Source organism: Chelatococcus sp. YT9, from assembly GCF_018398315.1.
Lineage (GTDB): Bacteria > Pseudomonadota > Alphaproteobacteria > Rhizobiales > Beijerinckiaceae > Chelatococcus.
Map to the genome: position 1 here is coordinate 72,318 of NZ_JAHBRW010000001.1, position 18,754 is coordinate 91,071.

General features: G+C 63.5%; 16 protein-coding genes. 3 read left to right on the top strand and 13 right to left on the bottom strand.

Going from position 1 to position 18,754, the window contains the following annotated elements:
* Window positions 1-55: 55 nt before the first annotated feature.
* The 12 genes from KIO76_RS00320 to KIO76_RS00375 form a co-directional block, all read right to left on the bottom strand.
* Window positions 56-787, bottom strand: a complete 732-nt coding sequence (locus KIO76_RS00320) for a protein-L-isoaspartate O-methyltransferase family protein (RefSeq protein WP_213320948.1) — start codon at window positions 785-787, stop codon at window positions 56-58.
* A 4-nt stretch (window positions 788-791) separates the two neighbouring features.
* A complete protein-coding gene (gene surE / locus KIO76_RS00325) occupies window positions 792-1,553 on the bottom strand; it encodes a 5'/3'-nucleotidase SurE (RefSeq protein WP_213320949.1) in 762 nt (253 codons plus the stop codon).
* A 201-nt stretch (window positions 1,554-1,754) separates the two neighbouring features.
* Window positions 1,755-3,083 carry a serine--tRNA ligase gene (gene serS, locus KIO76_RS00330; RefSeq protein WP_213320950.1) on the bottom strand — a complete coding sequence of 443 codons (1,329 nt, stop codon included), beginning with the start codon at window positions 3,081-3,083 and terminating at the stop codon, window positions 1,755-1,757.
* Between the two features lie 56 nt (window positions 3,084-3,139).
* Window positions 3,140-3,964 (bottom strand): twin-arginine translocase subunit TatC, encoded by an 825-nt coding sequence (gene tatC, locus KIO76_RS00335; RefSeq protein ID WP_213320951.1) that lies wholly within the window; start codon window positions 3,962-3,964, stop codon window positions 3,140-3,142.
* Window positions 3,961-5,040 (bottom strand): Sec-independent protein translocase protein TatB, encoded by a 1,080-nt coding sequence (gene tatB / locus KIO76_RS00340; RefSeq protein WP_213320952.1) that lies wholly within the window; start codon window positions 5,038-5,040, stop codon window positions 3,961-3,963. Before tatB ends, tatC begins: the two co-directional genes overlap by 4 nt.
* Before the next feature lie 78 nt (window positions 5,041-5,118).
* Window positions 5,119-5,367 carry a twin-arginine translocase TatA/TatE family subunit gene (locus tag KIO76_RS00345; protein ID WP_213320953.1) on the bottom strand — a complete coding sequence of 83 codons (249 nt, stop codon included), beginning with the start codon at window positions 5,365-5,367 and terminating at the stop codon, window positions 5,119-5,121.
* A 174-nt stretch (window positions 5,368-5,541) separates the two neighbouring features.
* Complete coding sequence (scpB, locus tag KIO76_RS00350) at window positions 5,542-6,243, bottom strand: SMC-Scp complex subunit ScpB (protein WP_502761867.1); 702 nt, start codon at window positions 6,241-6,243, stop codon at window positions 5,542-5,544.
* Window positions 6,244-6,251: 8 nt separating this feature from the next.
* Window positions 6,252-7,163, bottom strand: coding sequence for a segregation and condensation protein A (locus KIO76_RS00355; RefSeq protein ID WP_213320955.1), 912 nt, complete (start codon window positions 7,161-7,163; stop codon window positions 6,252-6,254).
* Window positions 7,164-7,214: 51 nt separating this feature from the next.
* Entirely contained in the window at window positions 7,215-8,228 is a 1,014-nt protein-coding gene (nagZ, locus tag KIO76_RS00360) for a beta-N-acetylhexosaminidase (RefSeq protein ID WP_249729666.1), read from the bottom strand.
* A 228-nt stretch (window positions 8,229-8,456) separates the two neighbouring features.
* Window positions 8,457-10,097: an SPOR domain-containing protein gene (locus KIO76_RS00365; RefSeq protein ID WP_213320957.1), complete on the bottom strand. Its 1,641-nt coding sequence runs from the start codon at window positions 10,095-10,097 to the stop codon at window positions 8,457-8,459.
* 119 nt (window positions 10,098-10,216) lie between these two features.
* On the bottom strand, window positions 10,217-11,977 hold the full coding sequence (gene argS / locus KIO76_RS00370) for an arginine--tRNA ligase (RefSeq protein WP_213320958.1): 1,761 nt from the start codon (window positions 11,975-11,977) through the stop codon (window positions 10,217-10,219).
* Window positions 11,978-12,148: 171 nt separating this feature from the next.
* A complete protein-coding gene (locus tag KIO76_RS00375) occupies window positions 12,149-13,357 on the bottom strand; it encodes a deoxyguanosinetriphosphate triphosphohydrolase (RefSeq protein ID WP_213320959.1) in 1,209 nt (402 codons plus the stop codon).
* Between the two features lie 199 nt (window positions 13,358-13,556).
* Between KIO76_RS00375 and erpA the strand changes: the two genes are divergently transcribed.
* From erpA to KIO76_RS00390, 3 genes are all read left to right on the top strand, one after another.
* Window positions 13,557-13,883, top strand: coding sequence for an iron-sulfur cluster insertion protein ErpA (erpA, locus tag KIO76_RS00380; protein WP_213324913.1), 327 nt, complete (start codon window positions 13,557-13,559; stop codon window positions 13,881-13,883).
* A gap of 149 nt (window positions 13,884-14,032) precedes the next feature.
* Window positions 14,033-15,802: an aq_1923 C-terminal domain gene (locus tag KIO76_RS00385; RefSeq protein ID WP_213320960.1), complete on the top strand. Its 1,770-nt coding sequence runs from the start codon at window positions 14,033-14,035 to the stop codon at window positions 15,800-15,802.
* A 163-nt stretch (window positions 15,803-15,965) separates the two neighbouring features.
* Window positions 15,966-16,259, top strand: coding sequence for a hypothetical protein (locus KIO76_RS00390; RefSeq protein WP_213320961.1), 294 nt, complete (start codon window positions 15,966-15,968; stop codon window positions 16,257-16,259).
* A 103-nt stretch (window positions 16,260-16,362) separates the two neighbouring features.
* Here KIO76_RS00390 and KIO76_RS00395 read toward each other — a convergent pair whose 3' ends face one another.
* Window positions 16,363-18,669, bottom strand: coding sequence for an NADP-dependent malic enzyme (locus KIO76_RS00395; RefSeq protein WP_283771394.1), 2,307 nt, complete (start codon window positions 18,667-18,669; stop codon window positions 16,363-16,365).
* Window positions 18,670-18,754: the final 85 nt, after the last annotated feature.

Consider the following 18,754-nt stretch of genomic DNA (forward strand, 5'->3'; position numbering starts at 1 on the left):
AGCGTTGCTTTGGGGGGTGTTATGGATAATTTCCGCTATCGAATCGTCGCAATCTTCAAAGCGCTTTCGCAGCTCCATGCGCCAAAGGCGGGAGGCGGATTGCGACACCCAACTCTTCGGTGAGCGTGTCCTCGGCGCCTCGCGTGATGCGCAGCAGTTGTTGCCGGCCATCCACCGTGCGCGCGCCGATCAAGCGCCCGCCTGGCGCGAGCCTCGCCGTCAGCGATGGGGGCGGCGGTTCGTCGAGGGCCCCGTTCAACAAAATACGGTCGAATAGCCCAATATCCTCGTCCTCGCCCTGATTGGCCGCTCCTATTGCCAAGCCATCAGCGGCCATGATGGCAACATTGTCGAGATCGAGCGTGGCGATGCGCTCGGTCGCTGCGAGCGCCAGCGTCCGGAAGCGCTCGACCGACACCACCGAGCGGCCGAGATGCCCAAGCACGGCCGCCACATAACCTGAACCGGTTCCTACCTCCAGCACGCGGTGGCCGCGCTCGACGCCAAGAGAAAGCAGCATGGTGGCGATCGTGGCTGGCGCGGTCATTGTCTGGCCGCAAGGCAGGGGCAGCGAAACGTCAGCCCGCGCCAGATCGCTGAAACGCCGGGGCGCGAAGAGATCGCGGGGCACCATTTCCATGGCGCGCAGCAAGGTCGTATCGCGGATGCCGCGCGCCCTGAGGCTCAGCAGGAAGGCGACTGTCTCCTCCGCACCCGATACAGGGCCGCCGCGCTCAGCATCGACGCCCGGACCTGGGATGGTGAAGGGAGCAGCCTGTTGCGGCATCGAATCAGCCGAACAGCTGCGCAAAACGCGTCATGGTAGGCTCGTGGGTCATATTGAGCTGCAGCGGCGTCACCGAGATCTTGTGCTCGGCGAGCGCCTTCAGATCCGTGCCATTGGCGAGTTGCGGCGTACCGCGCGTGGGCGTTAGCCAGAAATAGGGATTGTTGCGGCCGTCCACCCGTTCATCCAGCCGGAGCACGTCGAGGCCACGACGCCCCTGCATGGTCACTGCCACGCCCTTGACCTCTTCAGGCTGACAAGCCGGAAAGTTGATGTTCACGAGCGTGCCCTCGTCGAGGCCGTCTTCCAGAAGCTTGCTGACAAGCGACGCGGCATGCGTGGCAGCGCAATCCCACGGGGTCTTGTCGCGCTGCCCCGCCGGAAACGCCTGCGACATGGCGATGGCGGGCAGGCCTAGAATGGCGCCTTCCATGGCCCCGGCGATCGTGCCCGAATAGATCACGTCCTCGGCGACGTTCTGCCCGCGATTGACGCCTGATAGCACGAGATCAGGAGCCTTGTCGGCGAGCACCTTGCGCAGACCCATGATCACGCAGTCGGAGGGCGTCCCCTTGACCGCGAACTCGCGATCCCCCACCTGCCGAAGCCGAAGCGGATCATGAAGCGACAGGGAATGGGACACGCCGCTCTGGTCGGTCTCCGGAGCCACCGTCCATACATCGTCCGACAGCTCATGCGCGATCTTCTGCAGGACCTTCAGTCCCGGCGCATGGATGCCGTCGTCATTGGTCACGATGATGCGCATGGCGTTTCCAGTTCCTGTCTTGCGAATGGCATGGACGGGAGAATGCTCGCCGTCCGGACATCTCTGGTCATCGCGGCATGGTGCCACCGCCAGAGCGTAAACCTCAAAAGTTACCTGATCTTGCCAGCTTGGATCATGCGTTCGCCAGGGCCCTCTCGCCACGAGCCGCGAACTGCCGGATCGCAATCGCCGGCGTAGCAATCAGGCCGGGCGTTCCAGCGTGGTCTGGCCCATCATATACGGGCGCAACGCCGGTGGGATGGTGACCGATCCATCTTCGTTCTGCCAGGTTTCCAGCACAGCGACCAGCGCACGGCCTACCGCCGTGCCCGATCCGTTGAGCGTATGAACAAGCCGCGTCTGCTTGGCGCCGGCCGCACGGAACCGCGCCTGCATGCGCCGCGCCTGGAAGTCGCCGCAGACCGAGCAGCTCGAGATCTCGCGATAGGCGTCCTGCCCGGGCAGCCAAACCTCGATGTCGTAGGTCTTCTGCGAGGCAAAGCCCATGTCGCCGGTGCAGAGCGTCACGACCCGATAATGCAGCTCGAGGCGCTTCAGGATCTCTTCGGCAGCGGCGAGCATACGTTCATGCTCCTCGCCGGATTTCTCCGGCGTGGTGATGGAGACGAGCTCGACCTTGGTGAACTGGTGTTGGCGGATCATGCCGCGCGTGTCCCGTCCGGCCGAGCCTGCCTCGGCGCGGAAACAGGGGGTGAGGGCGGTGAATCGCTTTGGCAGCTCTTCCTCGGAAAGGATTGATTCACGGACCAGATTCGTCAGTGGCACTTCCGCGGTCGGGATCAGCCAGTGGCTGCCCGCGGCGCTGTCCGCCTCGGGCCGTCCCGCTGTCACGCTGAACTGGTCTTCCTCGAACTTCGGCAGCTGCGCCGTACCGAACATCGCGTCGTCGCGCACCAGAAGCGGTGGATTGACCTCCGTGTAGCCATGCTCGCCCGTGTGGACATCGAGCATGAACTGGCCGAGCGCCCGCTCCAGCCGCGCGAGCTGACCCTTGAGCACGACGAAACGCGCGCCGGAGAGCTTCGCCGCCGTCTCGAAGTCCATGAGGCCAAGCCCCTCGCCGATCTCGAAATGCTGCTTCGGCGCGAAGGCATAGTTGCGCTTGGCGCCATGCTGATGGTGCTCGACATTGTCGTGCTCGTCGGCGCCGGTCGGCACCTCGTCGAGCGGCGTGTTGGGGATCGCCGCCAGTTCCCGGTCGAGTTCCGCCAGCGCCTGCCGTTCCTCGGCCTCGAGCTCAGGCGCTTTGTCTTTCAACGCAGCGACCTCGGCCATCAACGCCTGCGCGCGCGTCTCATCCTTCGCCTTCTTGGCCTCACCGACCTCCCGCGACAGCGCATTGCGCCGCTCCTGCACCGACTGGGCCGCAGCGATGGCCCCGCGCCGGCGGTCATCGAGTTCGAGAAGCCTGTCAAGAAGGGCTTGCGCCTCCGCCTTGGAGGAGCCACGGCGGATCAACCCTGTCACGAAGGGCTCAGGGTTGTCGCGAATGAGGCGAATGTCGTGCATGGGCCTGTGCTATCTCAGCCGCCGGGCGGTCTTCAACGGCGTGCTTGCTGCAAGGCTCACTCCGCTTCGCGCGCGGCCTCGGCTTCCGCCCGCTTCTTCTCGACCATGCGGACCGAGACGATAGAAAGCTCGTAAAGGAGGAGCGTAGGCAGGGCAAGGGCTACCTGGCTGATCACATCCGGCGGCGTCAGCACGGCCGCCACGATGAACACGCCGACGATGGCGTAGCGCCGCTTGTCCTTAAGGAATTGGCTGTCGATCAGCCCCGCCCGCGCCAGAAGCGTGAGAATCACCGGCAACTGGAAGCAGATGCCGAAAGCGAAAATCAGCGTCATGATCAGCGAGAGATACTCGCTGACCTTCGGCAGAAGCTCGATCGCCGCATGGCCCGCGCCGCCTGCCTGCTGCTGCCCGAGCGAGAAATTCATCACCATCGGCATGGCGATGAAATAGACCACGGCAGCGCCCAGAACGAAGAAGAACGGGGTGGCGACGAGATAGGGCAGGAAGGCTTGTCGCTCGTTCTTGTACAGCCCCGGCGCGACAAATTTGTAGATCTGCGTTGCCACCACGGGGAATGACAGGAATGCCGCTCCGAATACGGCAATCTTGATCTGGGTAAAGAGGTACTCGAGCGGCGCAGTGTAGATCAGACGCACGTCAGCGCCAGGCCCCGCAGCGAACACATAGGGCCAGACCAGGATGTTGTAGATCTGCTTCGCCAAGAGGAAGCAGAGGAAGAACATCACGATGAAGCTGATCAGCGCCTTGATCAGACGCGAGCGCAACTCGATGAGATGATCGATCAAGGGCGCCCGTGAGGCCTCAACCTCGTCGAGCTCCTCCTCGACGGGTGGCACGCTGGTCTGAACCTCGCTCATGTCAGGCTTCCCTCGCCCGGCACGTCAGGCTTGGCCACAGGAGATATACCGGTCGGCACGGACTCGCTCGCGACCGGAAGCGCAGACGGTTCGGTCCCCGGGGCGTTCGCGGATGCACCGCCCTGCCCTGATTGAGGCTGAGATCCCGATCTTGAGCCCGTCCTGGATCTGGGGGCGGTCCCAGACTTGGAGGCAGTCTTGGTCTCGCGTGGCGGCGCGTCTGCCTTGGGCGCAGCTTTGGTGGCAATCTTCGCCTTGCGACCCCTTGCGGGTTCGCTCGACACCACGGCCGCATCACCCTCCATCGCGGACGCCGGTTTCACCGCGGCTCGGGGCTTGGTTGCCCGCGCGGTCGTGGCGCGATCGTCCGTTAGATCCGCGTTGGGCACCTTGCGCCTGGATTTGGCCGCAGGTTTCGGCGTCGCACCCTGTCCTTCCTGGGCGGCGAGGGTGGTCGCCGGGAGCTTTGGCGGCTCAGCGCCCGCAGCTGGCACGGCCGGGGCCGGGACGCCCTTGGCGGCCTCTGGCTTGCTCGGCTCGGCGGCCTTCGCGGATGAGTTCGCCGCATGCAGCACCACCGCAGGCTCGGGCGCTGCGGGTAACTGGGCGAGACCGAGATCAAGGGGTGGCAGCGGATGGTCCGGATGCGGTGCCGCGAGGCTGTCCGATGCCGATGCCTGGATGGTGTCGGAGGTCCCGCCGACAACCGTGTCACCGGGCTGCGTCTCGGTACCGGGGGCGAACTCGGCCGGTTCTGGCGAACCCGTATCTACCGGCTTTGCCTCAACGCTATTGCGGATATCGTTTCGAACCGTCTGCAGCTCGTCCCGTACCTTCTGGAGCGGGTTGAACGACTTGGTTGCGTCCTTCACGCTGTCAACGCTGCGCTTGATGTCGTCGAGTTCGGCCTCGCGCATCGCCTCGTTGAACTGGGACTGAAACTCCGCAGCCATGCGCTTGAGCTTGGTCGTAAACTGCCCAACCGTCTTCAATGCGCGCGGCAAATCCTTGGGTCCGATGACGACGAGCGCCACCGCACCGACAAGGAGTAATTCGCTCCAACCTATATCGAACATGTCAGGCTCAACGGCGTCCGGCGATCCGATCGCACCATAGTCTTGAATGCGGCCGGGCCGCCGCGCGCATTATCGTGCTTAGCCGGCCTTACGCTCGCCAGCGGGCGCCTCGACGGTCGCGCCGGTGGTGGACTGATGGCTAAGCGGACGCGGCGGCTCAGAGGCGGAGGGCTGCGCCGCCTTCTCCTCGTCCTCACTCATGCCCTTCTTGAAGGCCTTGATGCCCTTGGCGACGTCGCCCATCATGTCCGAAATCTTGCCCCGCCCGAACAAGAGCAGCACGATCACGCCGACGACGATCCAGTGCCAAATGCTAGCTCCACCCATAACTCAATCTCCGAGAGCACCTCTTCGGCGCACCACAAATGCCTACACGCTCTGCAGGCTGGACTTTCATCGAAACTAGGCGTCCGCAACGGCGAAAACAAGCACTTCGTCATCGCCATTGCGTGACCGCTGTGAAGCTTGCGCTGCACGCGGCAACACCTACGCTCGAGCTTGTCAGGCGCTGTCTTCGTCGAGCCCGCGCTCGTCACCAAGCCGGTCGAACAGATTATCCTCGAGCGGGCCGTCCTCGAGGGGGTCCTCGTCCCCGGTCAGGGCGGGACTGTCGCTCGGCAGGGGCACGCTGAAGGCCGATGGCACACGGCCCTCGATGAAACCGGCTCCCTTCAACTCGTCGAGCCCCGGCAGGTCGTCAATGGCATCAAGCCCGAAATGGCTCAGGAAGGTCGCCGTAGTCCCGTATGTGACGGGACGCCCCGGCGTCCGCCGCCGGCCACGCAGCCGGATCCATGAACTCTCCAGAAGCGTGTCGAGCGTTCCACGAGAGGTCGCCACGCCGCGGATCTCCTCTATCTCGGCGCGTGTGACAGGCTGATGATAGGCGATGATAGCCAGTGTCTCGAGGGCAGCCCGCGACAATTTGCGCGGTTCCTCGACCTCGCGTGCCAGGGAGGCAGCGAGGTCCGGCGCCGTGCGGAACGCCCACATGCCCGCGACGCGGACGAGGTTGACGCCGCGACCGGAATAATGCGCCTGCAGCCGCTCAAGCACAGCCGGCACGTCAATGCTCGGTGGAAGGCGGCCCGCAAGATCTCGCTCGCTGACAGGCTCGCGAGATGCAAACAGGACGGCTTCCGCTGCGCGCAACGCCTGTGCGAAGACAAAAGCCTCCTCGTCGTCAGTCGCGATGGCCGCCATGTCGGCCGTCATGCCGCGTCCTCTTGAATCTCGCCTTGTGAAACACGGCCTCCATGGCCGTGCCCTTCCGGCGAAGCGCCGCCCTCGACATCATTTCCGACATGGCCAACAGCACCCTTCGCGGTGCCCCTCACCTTCTCGCGCCGGCGCACCCAGAGCGGCGTAAAGGCTCCGTCCTGCTGCAGGTCGAGGAGACCTTCGCGCACCATCTCGAGCGTCGCGGAGAAGGCGGACGCCCGCACGGTCGTGCGCATGGCGGGGTCGACGGCGTAGTCGACGAGAAAATCGTCCAGTTGTGTCCAATTCGTGGCGACGCCAACGAGCCGCTCAAGCGCCTCGCGGGCATCGACCAAGGACCACACGAACCGCTTGCGCAGCGTGACCCGCGCATTGACGTTCTTCATCCGTTGGCGGGCATAGGCGCTCAAGAGATCGTAGAGCGTCGCCTCCCATTGCGGACGCGCCACATCGCCGATGGCCTCTGGTTGACCGCGGCCGAAGAACTCGCGCCCCAGCTGCGGACGCTCGGCAAGCTTCTTCGCCGCCTCCCGCATGGCCTCCAGCCGTCGCAGGCGAAGGGCGAGGGCCGTCGCGAGATCCGCCGCGCTCGGTTCATCACCCTCTCCTTTCGGAGCCTCCGGGAGGAGCAGCCGCGATTTGAGATAGGCGAGCCAGGCCGCCATGACGAGATAATCAGCGGCAAGCTCGAGGCGCACACGGCGCGCCTCTTCCACGAAGCCGAGATACTGCTCCGCAAGCGCCAGAATGGAGATCCGCGCCAGGTCGACTTTCTGTCGCCGCGCAAGTTCCAGCAGCAGGTCGAGCGGACCTTCAAATCCGTCCACATCGACGATCAGGGCCGGATCGTCATCGTCGCGCTCAGGTTGCGCGACATCTTCGAACGCGAGTTCGCGAGTCACGGCATTTCGCTCCGGATGCGATGATTCGTGCCAGCGTTAACCTTCAGCGCGTCACGCGGCCGTCGCAAGCGCTAGATTGAGGCAAGCCATGCCTTCCACAGGATCGAAGGGCTCCGCCCCCGCGGCAGTCGCCCTCAGCGCCGCCGTCGCACGTGCCTCCGGCTCTCCGGCGAGCAGCGGCACCTCCGCGGCGACAAGGCGCATCTCGGCGAGATCGCCGTTGCAGTGAAGAACGACATCGCAGCCCCCGTTCAAGGAAGCCCGAGCGCGCTCCGCAGCCGTGCCGGAGAGCGCGTTCATGGAGAGATCGTCACTCATCAAAAGCCCGCCGAACCCGATCGCTTGGCGAATAACGCGGCTGATGACGACCGCTGAAGTGGTCGCGGGATGGCGCTCGTCGATGGCCTTGTAGACCACATGGGCTGTCATCGCGAGCGGCAGGTCCGACAGAAGCCGGAAGGGCACGAAATCGCACATCTCCAATTCGGACAGGGGGACGTCCACGACGGGCAACTCATGGTGACTATCGACGCCGCCTCGCCCATGCCCAGGCATGTGCTTGATCACCGGCAGCACCCCGCCCGCCATCAACCCGTCGGCAACTGCCCGGCCGAGATCCGCAACGAGGCGTGGCTGCGAGCCATAGGCACGATCACCTATCACCGAACTGGCCCCCGGGATCGGAATATCGAGAACAGGCATGCAGTCGGCGGTGATGCCGAGAGAGAGGAGATCATGCGCAATCAGGCGTGCTCCAAGCCGCGCGATCTCCCGACCGAAGGCCTCATCCCGCTCGTAGAGCTCGCCATAGGCGCGGGCCGGCGGATAATCCGGCCAGTGGGGAGGCCTCAACCGCTGCACCCGGCCGCCCTCCTGGTCGATGAGGATGGGCGCATCCGCGCGGCCAACGGCCTCCCGCAACGCGGCGGTCAACGCCCGCACCTGGTCTGGCGTATCCACATTGCGCTTGAAAAGGATGAAACCCCACGGGTCCGCATCCCGATAGAAGCGCGCTTCCTCTGCGTTCAAAGTTAAACCGGAACAACCGGCGATCATCGCGCGCATCATGGCACACCGTAGCTGTTGGGATGGCTTAGAAGGAAATCTAGCGACCTGCGGGCCGCAGACACAACCCTGGGGCAAGCTCGTCTCGTGCGGCCTTGTGCCACTGAAATCGAGATTACCACCGGCCATCTGACCTCAGAAACAACAATCCCCCGGGCATGACACCCGGGGGAGCGTTGGGCAACCCGATAAGCGGCAGCGATATCCTTCACCGCCACCATCGTTAACTCAGTTGCGGGCTACGAAGCACTGCCCGCCAGAGGCCTGAAGTCGCGTGCACAGCGAGGTTGCGTCTTCACGGGAAAACGGTCCGACGCGGAGACGGTAAATCGTGCGATCATTGACCTCTGCCCGACGGATCTGCGGACGGTACCCACCAAGGTCGCCATAGCGACGCTGAAGGGACGCAAAAAGATCCCGTGCTTCCTTCTCGCTGCCGGGAGCCCCGAGCTGCACGGCGAAGCTGCCGCCGCTCGTTGCGGCCGGCGCCGCGCCACTGGCGGTCGGGGCCTGGGTGTTGACGGAAGCGACCTGCTCGGGCTGAGCGGGCGCGGGCGCTGCCGCGCGCTGCTGGGCCGGCGGCGTGATCCGCAGCGGTGCCCGTGTCGGTGGACGGGGCGGAGTCGGAGGCGCGACGGCCGGTTGGGCCTCCGCTTGGGCTGGCGGCTCATTGGAACGCTGGGGCGGCGTCGCCGGCGTAGCGTTCACCGGCGTCGGGTCAGCCGCAGCAACACGGGCAGCCTGCGGCGGAGGCGCCTGAGGCGCATCCGTCATGATCGTTCCGTCAGGACGCACGGATACGGTCTTTACCTTCCGGGGCTCGCCCAGGACGGCGGTGGCTGGATGCGGAGCCGTCGGGCCGCCCATGCCCATCTCGCTCGTTCCGGATGGCGAAAGCGCATTCGGCACACCGTCAATTGGCCCGGTCGCCCCCGTGGCCGAGGGCTGTTCCTGGCGCAGCGCCTGATTCACGTCGAGCGGCTGCTCCTGACGACTGACGACCTTTGTTTCCGTGGCGATGGGATCGCCTGCGCGTTCATAGATCGCCTTATTTTGATCCGGCACGACAACGCCGCCCGGATTCTCGGGCTGCACCTTGACCGGTTGATCATCAGCCGCGATCACCGGCGGACCATCGCTGGAGACGCTCGATCCCCCCCTGAACACAAGCGCTGATGCGACACCAACGCCCGCCATGCCCAGGATAAGCAAAACGGCGATCAACCCCTTGCGCGAACGGCGCTCGGGTATTGTCTCATCAGCATAGGCCGACTGATCATAGTCGCCTTCGCGGCCATCGGACCGTCGCTCATCATCGTCTTGGAATTCATCAGGACCACCATCCTGGTAGCCAGGATAGGCATAGGTTCCCGTCGTCGGATCAAAGCGTGGCTCTGCGCCGATCTCGGGCGCGTAGGACTGGTCGTAATGCCCCGGCCGCGGCTCCTCATCCGATTCAGCCGCGAAAGACCTGGCGGGCTGATCACCGCGGGCCTGCGTAAGCCATGCCGGCGGCTCGACCGGATCGTAGTGGTCGGCGCGCGGAGGCGCCATCCGGTCATCGGCTCCGAAGCCCGGCAAGCCGCCACGCAGCGGCGCCCGGTCGTCAGGCTGTCCGAAACCGGGGGCGAAGTCGTCGTTCAGTGGCTTAGGTGAATACCGTGAACCAGCATTGTTCTCGCCCTGCGAGCGAAAATTCCTATCGTCAGCCAGCAATCCGCGAAAGGGATCGTCCTGACCGACGATTCGTGCCAGCTCGGCCAGCGGATCATCGCCGGCGAAAGGTTGCTGGTTGCTCCCGGACGGCCGCACGGGACGGTCGTCAAACGTGGGATCCTCAGCAAAGCGGGCCTTGTTTCTCTCAATCATGGGCGCAGTCCGAACTCGCGGCGCAGCCGAAGGAGCTACCCCTGTCCAATACTCGCACGCCGCCTACGACCTTTGCCAGCGATTCAGCGACATTATGTCGCGCACAATAAAAGCCGCGGTTAGCGCATCTCGTCTGGTGCCGCAACCCCAAGAATTGCAAGACCAGATGCAAGGACGGATCTAACAGCTAGGACTAGACCCAGCCTTGCAGTGGTCAAATCTCGATCGTCAGCATTAATAAATCGTAATTGGGGCGAGTCTTTGCCTTTATTCCATAAACTATGAAACGCACTTGCCAGTTCATACAGGAAGAACGCTACCCGGTGCGGCTCATGTGACGCAGCCGACGCCTGCACGACTCGGGGATACTGGGCCAAGCGACGCAAAATCTCGACTTCCGAATCATCATTCAATCGAGAAAAGTCAGCGGATGCAAGGGCCTCGCCGGTCATACCCACATCCGCCAGCGCTTCCCCCGCCTGCCGGAAGACCGATGCGCAACGCGCGTGGGCGTACTGCACATAGAAAACCGGGTTGTCCTTAGACTGTTCGACCACCTTCGCGAGATCGAAATCAAGCGTCGCGTCATTCTTGCGGAAAAGCATCATGAAGCGCACCGCATCGCGCCCGACTTCATCGATCACCTCACGCAGCGTGACGAAATCGCCCGAGCGCTTCGACATCTTCACGGGCTCGCCATCGCGCAAGAGACGGACGAGCTGGCAGAGCAGCACGATCACCTCCGTGTCCTTACCACCGATGGCGCGACCAACCGCCTGCAGGCGCTTGACATAGCCGCCGTGGTCAGCGCCGAGGACGTAAATCAGCTCGCGAAAGCCGCGCGCATGCTTGTCCTCGAGATAGGCGACGTCAGCTGCAAAATAGGTGTAGCTGCCGTTGGACTTCATCAGAGGACGGTCAATGTCGTCACCGACGTCCGTTGCCCGGAACAGAAGCTGCTCACGGTCCTCCCAATCCTCGGGCAGCTGTCCCTTGGGTGGAGGAACGCGACCGCGATACACAAAACCGCGCTGCGTCAGCTCATCGATGACTGTCTTGATGGCCCCGCCGTTGGCGCCATGTAAAGTGCGTTCCGAGAAGAAAACATCGTGGTGAATGCCGAGCGCCGCAAGGTCATCACGGATCATCGCCATCATGCCATCGATGGCGACCTCGCGCACGATCGGCAGCCATTCCGCCTCGGACTTGGACAGCAGCGTATCGCCGAAGCGCGCCGCGAGCTCCGCCCCCACCGGTCTCAGGTAGTCACCGGGATAGAGCCCCTCCGGGATTTCACCGATGTCCTGGCCAAGCGCCTCGCGATAGCGCAGGAACGCCGAGCGGGCGAGGACATCGACCTGCCCACCGGCGTCGTTGATATAATACTCACGCGTCACCTGCCGTCCCGCGAAGGCAAGCACGTTCGCCAAAGCATCGCCGAAGACGGCTCCGCGGCCATGACCTACATGCATCGGCCCGGTTGGATTCGCCGACACATATTCGACATTGACCGGAGCCGCCGCATCGGCTGTGCCGCGGCCGAAATCAGAAGCGCCTGTGAGCACCGCGCGCATCACATCGTGGTAGACACCCGGCTCGAGCGTCAGATTGATGAAGCCCGGCCCGGCTACCGCAACGTCCGCAACCCCGGGGGCAGCCTTGAGCGCATTGCTGAGGAGCTCAGCCAAGGCGCGCGGATTGGTCTTGGCATCCCTTGCCAGCACCATCGCGGCATTCGTCGCGAGATCGCCCATCGTGGCATCGCGCGGTGGCTCGACCACAACGCGCGACAAGTCGAGCCCTCCAGCGAGATGGCCCGAAGCCACCTGTTCCTCGATGATGGTGGACAAATGGCGCTGATACAGGTCGAAGATATTCATGGGATGTCCATGCGGGCTTCGCGGCCGAAAACCAGAGCTCAATCAGGTTTTCAGCTGCTCGAACGCGGCGAACGCCAGCCAATCGCGCAGACAGCGACTGAAAAACCGGATATAACCGCCTGAATTTAAACGACAATATGATAATCGTATCACATTGTCAGATGGGTTCCACTAGCGCAAATCAGGTGTTGCGTCAAACAAGCGCCGGTGTTCCTCCAAAGCGTAGCGATCGGTCATCCCGGCGATGTAATCCGCGACGCGCCTCATCAGGCGGCTGTCGTCAGCCCCCGCGAGGTCCACGCACCACTCCGCAGGCATCAGTCGAGGCTCCGCCACGAAACGTTGGAAGAGCTCGCGGACCACGCGATCAGCCTGGTGGCGCACCGCCATGACCGTCGGGTGCCGATACATATGAGGATAGAGGAAGCCCTTAACGCCCGCCTCCGCCTCGGCCATGCCCGCAGAGAAGGCAACCACCGCATCGCCCGCGGCGCGAATGGCGTCGGCGTCCGCTGGCGCAAGCAGCGCAAGGCGTCGTTCGCTCTCGGCGATCACATCTTCGACGAAGCGGGTAATGATGCGGCGCACGAGCTCGTGAATGACGCGACTGCGCTCAAGCCCAGGATAGGCCCGGTCGATCTCACGGAGGATGTCGCGCAGGAAAGGAACACCGGCGAGATCGACGAGGTCGAACAGTTCGGCCCGCAATCCATCGTCTATGTCATGCGCATCATAGGCGATGTCGTCTGCGATGGCCGCGCATTGGGCCTCGGCGCTGGCAAAACTCGCAAGCTGCAGGTCCTGCAGCGCGCAATATTCCAGGATGGCGCCGGGTACCCCGTGCTCCCGATAGGCACCGATCCCCCGGCCCTCCGCATCCACCAGCGGGCCATTATGCTTCACCAGCCCCTCGAGCGTCTCCCACGTGAGATTGAGCCCATCGTAAGCGGCATAGCGACGTTCCAGGCGCGTGACGATGCGCAAGGCCTGCGCGTTGTGATCAAAACCGCCCTGCCCCAGCATTTCCGCGTCCAACGCATCCTCGCCGGTGTGACCGAACGGGGTATGGCCAAGATCATGCGAGAGAGCGAGCGCCTCCGCGAGGTCCTCGTCGAGACCAAGCGCGCGGGCAAGTGCGCGGGCGATCTGGCTGACCTCGATGGTATGTGTCAGCCGCGTCCGATAATGGTCGCCCTCATGGTAGACGAACACCTGCGTCTTGTGCTTCAGCCGCCGGAATGCCGTGGAGTGGATGATACGGTCGCGATCGCGCTGGAAAGGACTGCGCGTGGGCGAATCGCTCTCTGGATGGAGCCTGCCACGGCTCGCTCCGGGGTCGCAGGCATAGGGGGCTCGCCAGCGTTCGCCATTGGGCCGCACGTCTCACTCCACCGTTGAACGTCCATCGCGCCGCACTTATCTATGAGCTAGGCGCTTTGCCAAGGAGATATTGGCGAAGCGAGCGGGTTGGCCGAGCGGTTCGGCCGTGCCTGTCCTGGTAAGCGGGCGCGGGCGGCTTTGCAGTAGACTACGCGCGTGGCAGTGTGACGACGCTATGAGCAGCATGGGTGACATGAGCATGACGCCGATTTCCCTCACTGAGCGTGCCGCGGCGCGCATCCAGGAAGTCCTCGCCGGAGAACAGGCCGGGGCCATGCTGCGGGTCAGCGTCAACGGTGGCGGTTGCTCCGGCTTTCAATATGTCTTCGACGTAGACCATGAACGCGCGGATGACGATCTCGTCGTCGAGCGTGATGGGGCCACCGTGCTGGTCGATTCCGTCTCGCTGCAATACATGGACGGGGCAGTGATCGATTTCGTGGACGATCTCATTGGTCAGTCCTTCAAGATCGAAAATCCGCACGCAACCGCTTCATGCGGCTGCGGCACGTCATTCTCGCTGTAAGCGGCGCATTCGCTCCTACCGGCGCGTGAAAGTTTCGGCGAATTCCTGCAGCGGAAACGATCGTCATCCGGTTGTTCCCGCGCGCTACTGCATGCACTACGGTAGATTGGGCAGGAACCGCCCATCCCCACGATCTGAGGAAAACCACCATGGCCCGGCCGCGCTCGAAAGCCGTCTTGCTGTCCGCAGTTTCATTGGCCGCTCTTGCGGGCGTTGGCGCCTTAGGCGCAAAATTCGCAACCGAACACGGCGTTGTTGCGGCCGCAGCACGGGCGGGCGTCACCATTGGCATGGTGGACGCCAACCCGATCAACGGGCGGATCATCCTGCAGGATCTGCGTCTTGCTGGTGAAAGCGCAGCGATTGCGATCGGTCGCGTCAGCACCACCGGCAGCCTGGCGCTGATCGCGCCTGCCATTGCCGCCGAAGACGTGACGCTCGAGAACGTCACCGTGACCGTCGGCCCCATCCGCTACGACATTCCGCGCATGAGCTTCACCGGCTCAAACCTCGATCGCACGAGCCTTGCAGCGCTGTTCGCCCCCAATGCGCCGGACACGCTCGCCAGCCGGCTGGCGAAGATCTCGGCCAGCAGCGTGGTCATTCCCGAACTTAAATACGAATCGAACTTTTCCTTCGACGGCGCCTCGAGCCATACGACCGGCACGTACACGGGCATCGTATTTCGTGATGTGGTGAATGGTGTTGCCGCCACCTTCTCGCAGGATAGCGGCCGTTACAGCACGACGGCACGGGCGGACAAACCCGCCTCCCCCACTCAGGGGAGTGGCGACGGTGCCAACAACCAAGCCAACCCCGTACCGGAAGTAAGTACCACGAGCGGCAGCTTCGGTGCGCTGACCATACAGGCGTTCGACATTGGCGCGATGACACGCCTTTATACCGAGCGTGCGAGCGCGGGCTCCAATCCGCCCATGAAAATCCATGGTCCCTACACCATGGTCAATATGGTCATCACAGATCCGGAAAGCACAAAAATCAGCATCGCGGAGATTTCCGGCGATGGCTTCGTCGCGCGGCAGAGCAAGACACCCCTGCTCTCTCTGGTGGAGAGCTTGCAGAACCTGCCTATGGACGACGCGCATAAGCAGGAAAGCTCGTTCAAGATCCTGACCGAAGCCTTGTCGATGTGGGACAGCATCGTCGCTACCGCGGCAACGATCAAAAACATCCAGGTTGAGGTTACCGAGCCCACGCCGTCAAAGTTCAGTGTGGGCGATGTCGTGGTCGGCGTTGGCAACAATCCGAACCCGCAACAGGCGAACCCGGCCTATCCTGCGCAGGGTGGGCTACGGCTAGCGGTCAACAATGCCCTCTTCGCCCTGCCCGCGGATGCGGAGAACGATTTCGCCAAACGCCTCACAGCGATGGGATACAAGGATCTGTCCCTCTCCTTTGCCATCGAGGGCCGGCTCAATGAGAGCGGCAAGGAACTCCTGCTGAACGAGTTTTCGTTCGGCGGCAAGGACATGGGCAAGGCCACCGTCAGCGCGGTTGTCGGCAACGTCACGCCCGACCTGCTGTCCTCGGACGAGGCCGTTCGCAATGCAGCCGGCATGGCGCTGACCGTGAAGAACCTTGCGCTCACTGTGGATAACGCGGGCCTCGCGGACAAGCTGCTGGCGGAAGAAGCGGCCAAGCAGAACAAGTCTCCTGAGGCGCTCAAAACAGAATACGGCATGATCGCCACCGTCGGCGTGCCGAGCTTCCTCGGCGGCAGCGCGGAGAGCAAGGCGCTGGGCGCAGCAATCGCGCGCTTCATCGCGAAGCCGGGGCAGCTCGCCGTGAGAGCGGCGGCCAAGGACCCCGCCGGCTTCGGCCTCGCCGATTATGGCGCGACCGGCGGTCAGCCTGCCGCGATCCTCGAGCACATCGATCTCAGCGCCGAGGCGAAGTAGAGCGTTCCCATCCCATAGTGGGTGCGAACGCCCGGATCGGTGAACGATCCGGGCTTTTTCGTTGCCGGCCGGACGAATGTCCGATCTTCAACTTGTGAAGTTTGGGAGCGAGCGCGGGCGCACTTGTCGCAGTCTTTAAAAGCTGAATTGAAGTATAAAAGGCATGGGGCTGGAGTCACTAGGACATCGAACCATGAAGCCTCGTCTTATTGCGTTGTATGCAGGCATTGGCCTGGCCCTCAGTGCAGGACCTGCTTTTGCCACTGATCCCGATCTCTTCATATTTCAGCAGCAAGACGCCGCCCGAATGCAGCAGGATCACAATCTCGCCGGTATTCGCGACGCGCAGGAAAACGTGAAGGCCTATCAGCGACTTCTCAACGCGGAGCAGATGCAGCAGCATGCCGCGCCGGCTCCGCAGACGCATCCGACGATGCACCGCCGTCACGCTTCGTAAGTTGCAGCAACAAGGGCGGCGGTGAACGCCGGATCTGGCGCAACACACCGCCCTTCCTCAGCCGACTACTGAAACGACGATCGCGCAGTCCCGGCTCTGCAGCTCAAGCCTTCGCGGTCGTGCTTTCACCGTTGCTGGCCTGCGCTTCCACGACCGCCACGGCCGTCATGTTGACGATACCGCGTGTCGTGACCGATGGCGTCAGAATATGGGCAGGTTTTGCCGGCCCGAGAATGATGGGGCCGACCGGCAAGGCGTCTGCGAGAATCTTGGTGAGTTGGTAGGCGATATTTGCCGAGTCGAGATTCGGCATGATCAGCACATTCGCCGCCCCCTTGAGCCGCGACGTCGGCAACACCTTTTCGCGGATGACCTGGGACAGCGCCGAATCGGCTTGCATCTCGCCGTCGACCTCCAGGGAGGGCGCACGTTCGCGGATGAGCGCCAATGCTTGGCGCATCTTCACCGCGCTGCCCGTATCAGCCGAACCAAAATCCGAGTCGGCAAGCAGCGCGATCTGCGGCTCGATGCCGAAGCGGCGCACGTGCTCGGCGCACATGACCGTCATTTCGGCAATCTCATCTGCGGTCGGGTCATCACGGACGTGGGTATCGGCGAGGAAGTAGTGTCCTTTTGAGGTGATGATCAGGCTCATCGCCGAAAGAGCACGCACACCCGGCGCCAGGCCGATGATGTCCTCGATATGCTTGATGCGGGAGGAGAAGCGTCCCTCCAGCCCGCAGAGCATCGCGTCCGCATCGCCACGGGCGAGTGCCAGCGCCGCAATGACTGTGGTGCTGGTGCGCACCAGGGTGCGCGCGATATCCGGAGTGATCCCCTTGCGACCGGCCACTTCGAGGTAGGTCGCCACGTAGTCGCGATAGCGGGGGTCATCTTCCGGGTTGATGAGCTCGAAGTCCCTCCCCGCCTGGATGGAGAGACCGAAGCGTTTGAGGCGCGTCTCGACGACGGCCGGACGGCCGATGAGAACCGGCTGTGCGATACCATCCTCCAGCACCGCCTGCGCCGCGCGCAACACGCGTTCGTCCTCGCCCTCCGCATAGATCACGCGCTTTGGCTCCTTGCGGGCCAAGGCGAATACCGGCTTCATGATGAAACCGGACCGGAACACGAAGCGCGAGAGCGACTCCGTATAAGCCGCCATGTCCGTGATCGGCTTGCGGGCTACGCCTGATTCCATGGCCGCGCGGGCAACCGCCGGGGCAATGCGCAGGATAAGCCGGGGATCGAAGGGATTGGGGATCAGCGAGGTCGGGCCGAAGCCGCTGACATCCCCGCCATAGGCCCGCGCCACGACATCGGACGGCGCCTCACGGGCGAGCGCTGCAATGGCCTTGACGGCCGCGGCCTTCATCGCCTCGTTGATTGTCGAGGCTTCGACGTCGAGCGCTCCGCGGAAGATGTAGGGAAAGCAGAGGACGTTGTTGACCTGGTTCGGGAAATCCGACCGGCCGGTGCAGATCATGGCATCCGGGCGCGCTGCAATCGCGGCATCGGGCATGATCTCGGGATAGGGATTGGCAAGTGCCAGGATCAGGGGTTTGTCCGCCATGGTCTTGACCATGTCCGCCTTGAGCACGCCCCCGGCGGAAAGGCCGAGGAACACGTCCGCGCCCGGAATGACCTCGGCGAGTGTTCGTGCGTCGGTCTTCTGGGCATAGACGCTCTTCCAGCGATCCATCAGGGCTTCTCGTCCTTCATAGACGACACCCTCGATATCGGTGACCCAGATGTTCTCGCGCCGCGCGCCAAGCGTCACCAGAAGATTGAGGCACGCAAGCGCCGCCGCGCCGGCTCCTGAGGTCACGATCTTGACGTCGGCGAGCGACTTGCCCGCGAGCTCGAGCGCATTGCTCACGGCGGCGCCGACGATGATCGCCGTGCCGTGCTGGTCGTCGTGGAAGACCGGGATCCCCATGCGGGCTTTCAGGCTTTCCTCGACTTCGAAGCACTCCGGCGCCTTGATATCCTCTAGATTGATGCCTCCGAATGTCGGCTCCAGCGCTGCCACGACATCGACGAGCCGCGCGGCATCGTTTTCCGCCACCTCGATATCGAAGACATCGATCCCGGCGAATTTCTTGAACAGGACAGCCTTGCCTTCCATGACCGGCTTGGAGGCCAGCGGCCCGATGTTGCCAAGCCCGAGTACCGCCGTGCCATTGGAAATCACGGCAACGAGATTTTGGCGGGAGGTGAGCTGCGAAGCCTCCGCCGGATCGGCGACGATCGCCTCGCAGGCGGCCGCGACGCCGGGAGAATAGGCATGTGCCAGGTCCCGCTGGTTGCCGAGCGGCTTGGTGGGCTGGATCTCGAGCTTTCCGGGCCGGGGAAAACGATGGTAGTAAAGGGCTCCGGCTTTCAGATCATTCGACATTTCATCAGCCATCGCCGCGCTCTCCCATCGTTCCGCTCCAGTACATAAGCCTTGTGCGCGCTAAGGTACGATGGCGTCAATGTCGATTTGGCGTCAC

Bases quoted from the DNA above. Each gene is read 5' to 3' on its own strand.
- KIO76_RS00320 (WP_213320948.1), bottom strand. From the start codon at position 787: ATGCCGCAACAGGCTGCTCCCTTCACCATCCCAGGTCCGGGCGTCGAT.
- surE (WP_213320949.1), bottom strand. From the start codon at position 1,553: ATGCGCATCATCGTGACCAATGACGACGGCATCCATGCGCCGGGACTG.
- serS (WP_213320950.1), bottom strand. From the start codon at position 3,083: ATGCACGACATTCGCCTCATTCGCGACAACCCTGAGCCCTTCGTGACA.
- tatC (WP_213320951.1), bottom strand. From the start codon at position 3,964: ATGAGCGAGGTTCAGACCAGCGTGCCACCCGTCGAGGAGGAGCTCGAC.
- tatB (WP_213320952.1), bottom strand. From the start codon at position 5,040: ATGTTCGATATAGGTTGGAGCGAATTACTCCTTGTCGGTGCGGTGGCG.
- KIO76_RS00345 (WP_213320953.1), bottom strand. From the start codon at position 5,367: ATGGGTGGAGCTAGCATTTGGCACTGGATCGTCGTCGGCGTGATCGTG.
- scpB (WP_502761867.1), bottom strand. From the start codon at position 6,243: ATGGCGGCCATCGCGACTGACGACGAGGAGGCTTTTGTCTTCGCACAG.
- nagZ (WP_249729666.1), bottom strand. From the start codon at position 8,228: ATGCGCGCGATGATCGCCGGTTGTTCCGGTTTAACTTTGAACGCAGAG.
- KIO76_RS00365 (WP_213320957.1), bottom strand. From the start codon at position 10,097: ATGATTGAGAGAAACAAGGCCCGCTTTGCTGAGGATCCCACGTTTGAC.
- argS (WP_213320958.1), bottom strand. From the start codon at position 11,977: ATGAATATCTTCGACCTGTATCAGCGCCATTTGTCCACCATCATCGAG.
- erpA (WP_213324913.1), top strand. From the start codon at position 13,557: ATGACGCCGATTTCCCTCACTGAGCGTGCCGCGGCGCGCATCCAGGAA.
- KIO76_RS00385 (WP_213320960.1), top strand. From the start codon at position 14,033: ATGGCCCGGCCGCGCTCGAAAGCCGTCTTGCTGTCCGCAGTTTCATTG.
- KIO76_RS00390 (WP_213320961.1), top strand. From the start codon at position 15,966: ATGGGGCTGGAGTCACTAGGACATCGAACCATGAAGCCTCGTCTTATT.
- KIO76_RS00395 (WP_283771394.1), bottom strand. From the start codon at position 18,669: ATGGCTGATGAAATGTCGAATGATCTGAAAGCCGGAGCCCTTTACTAC.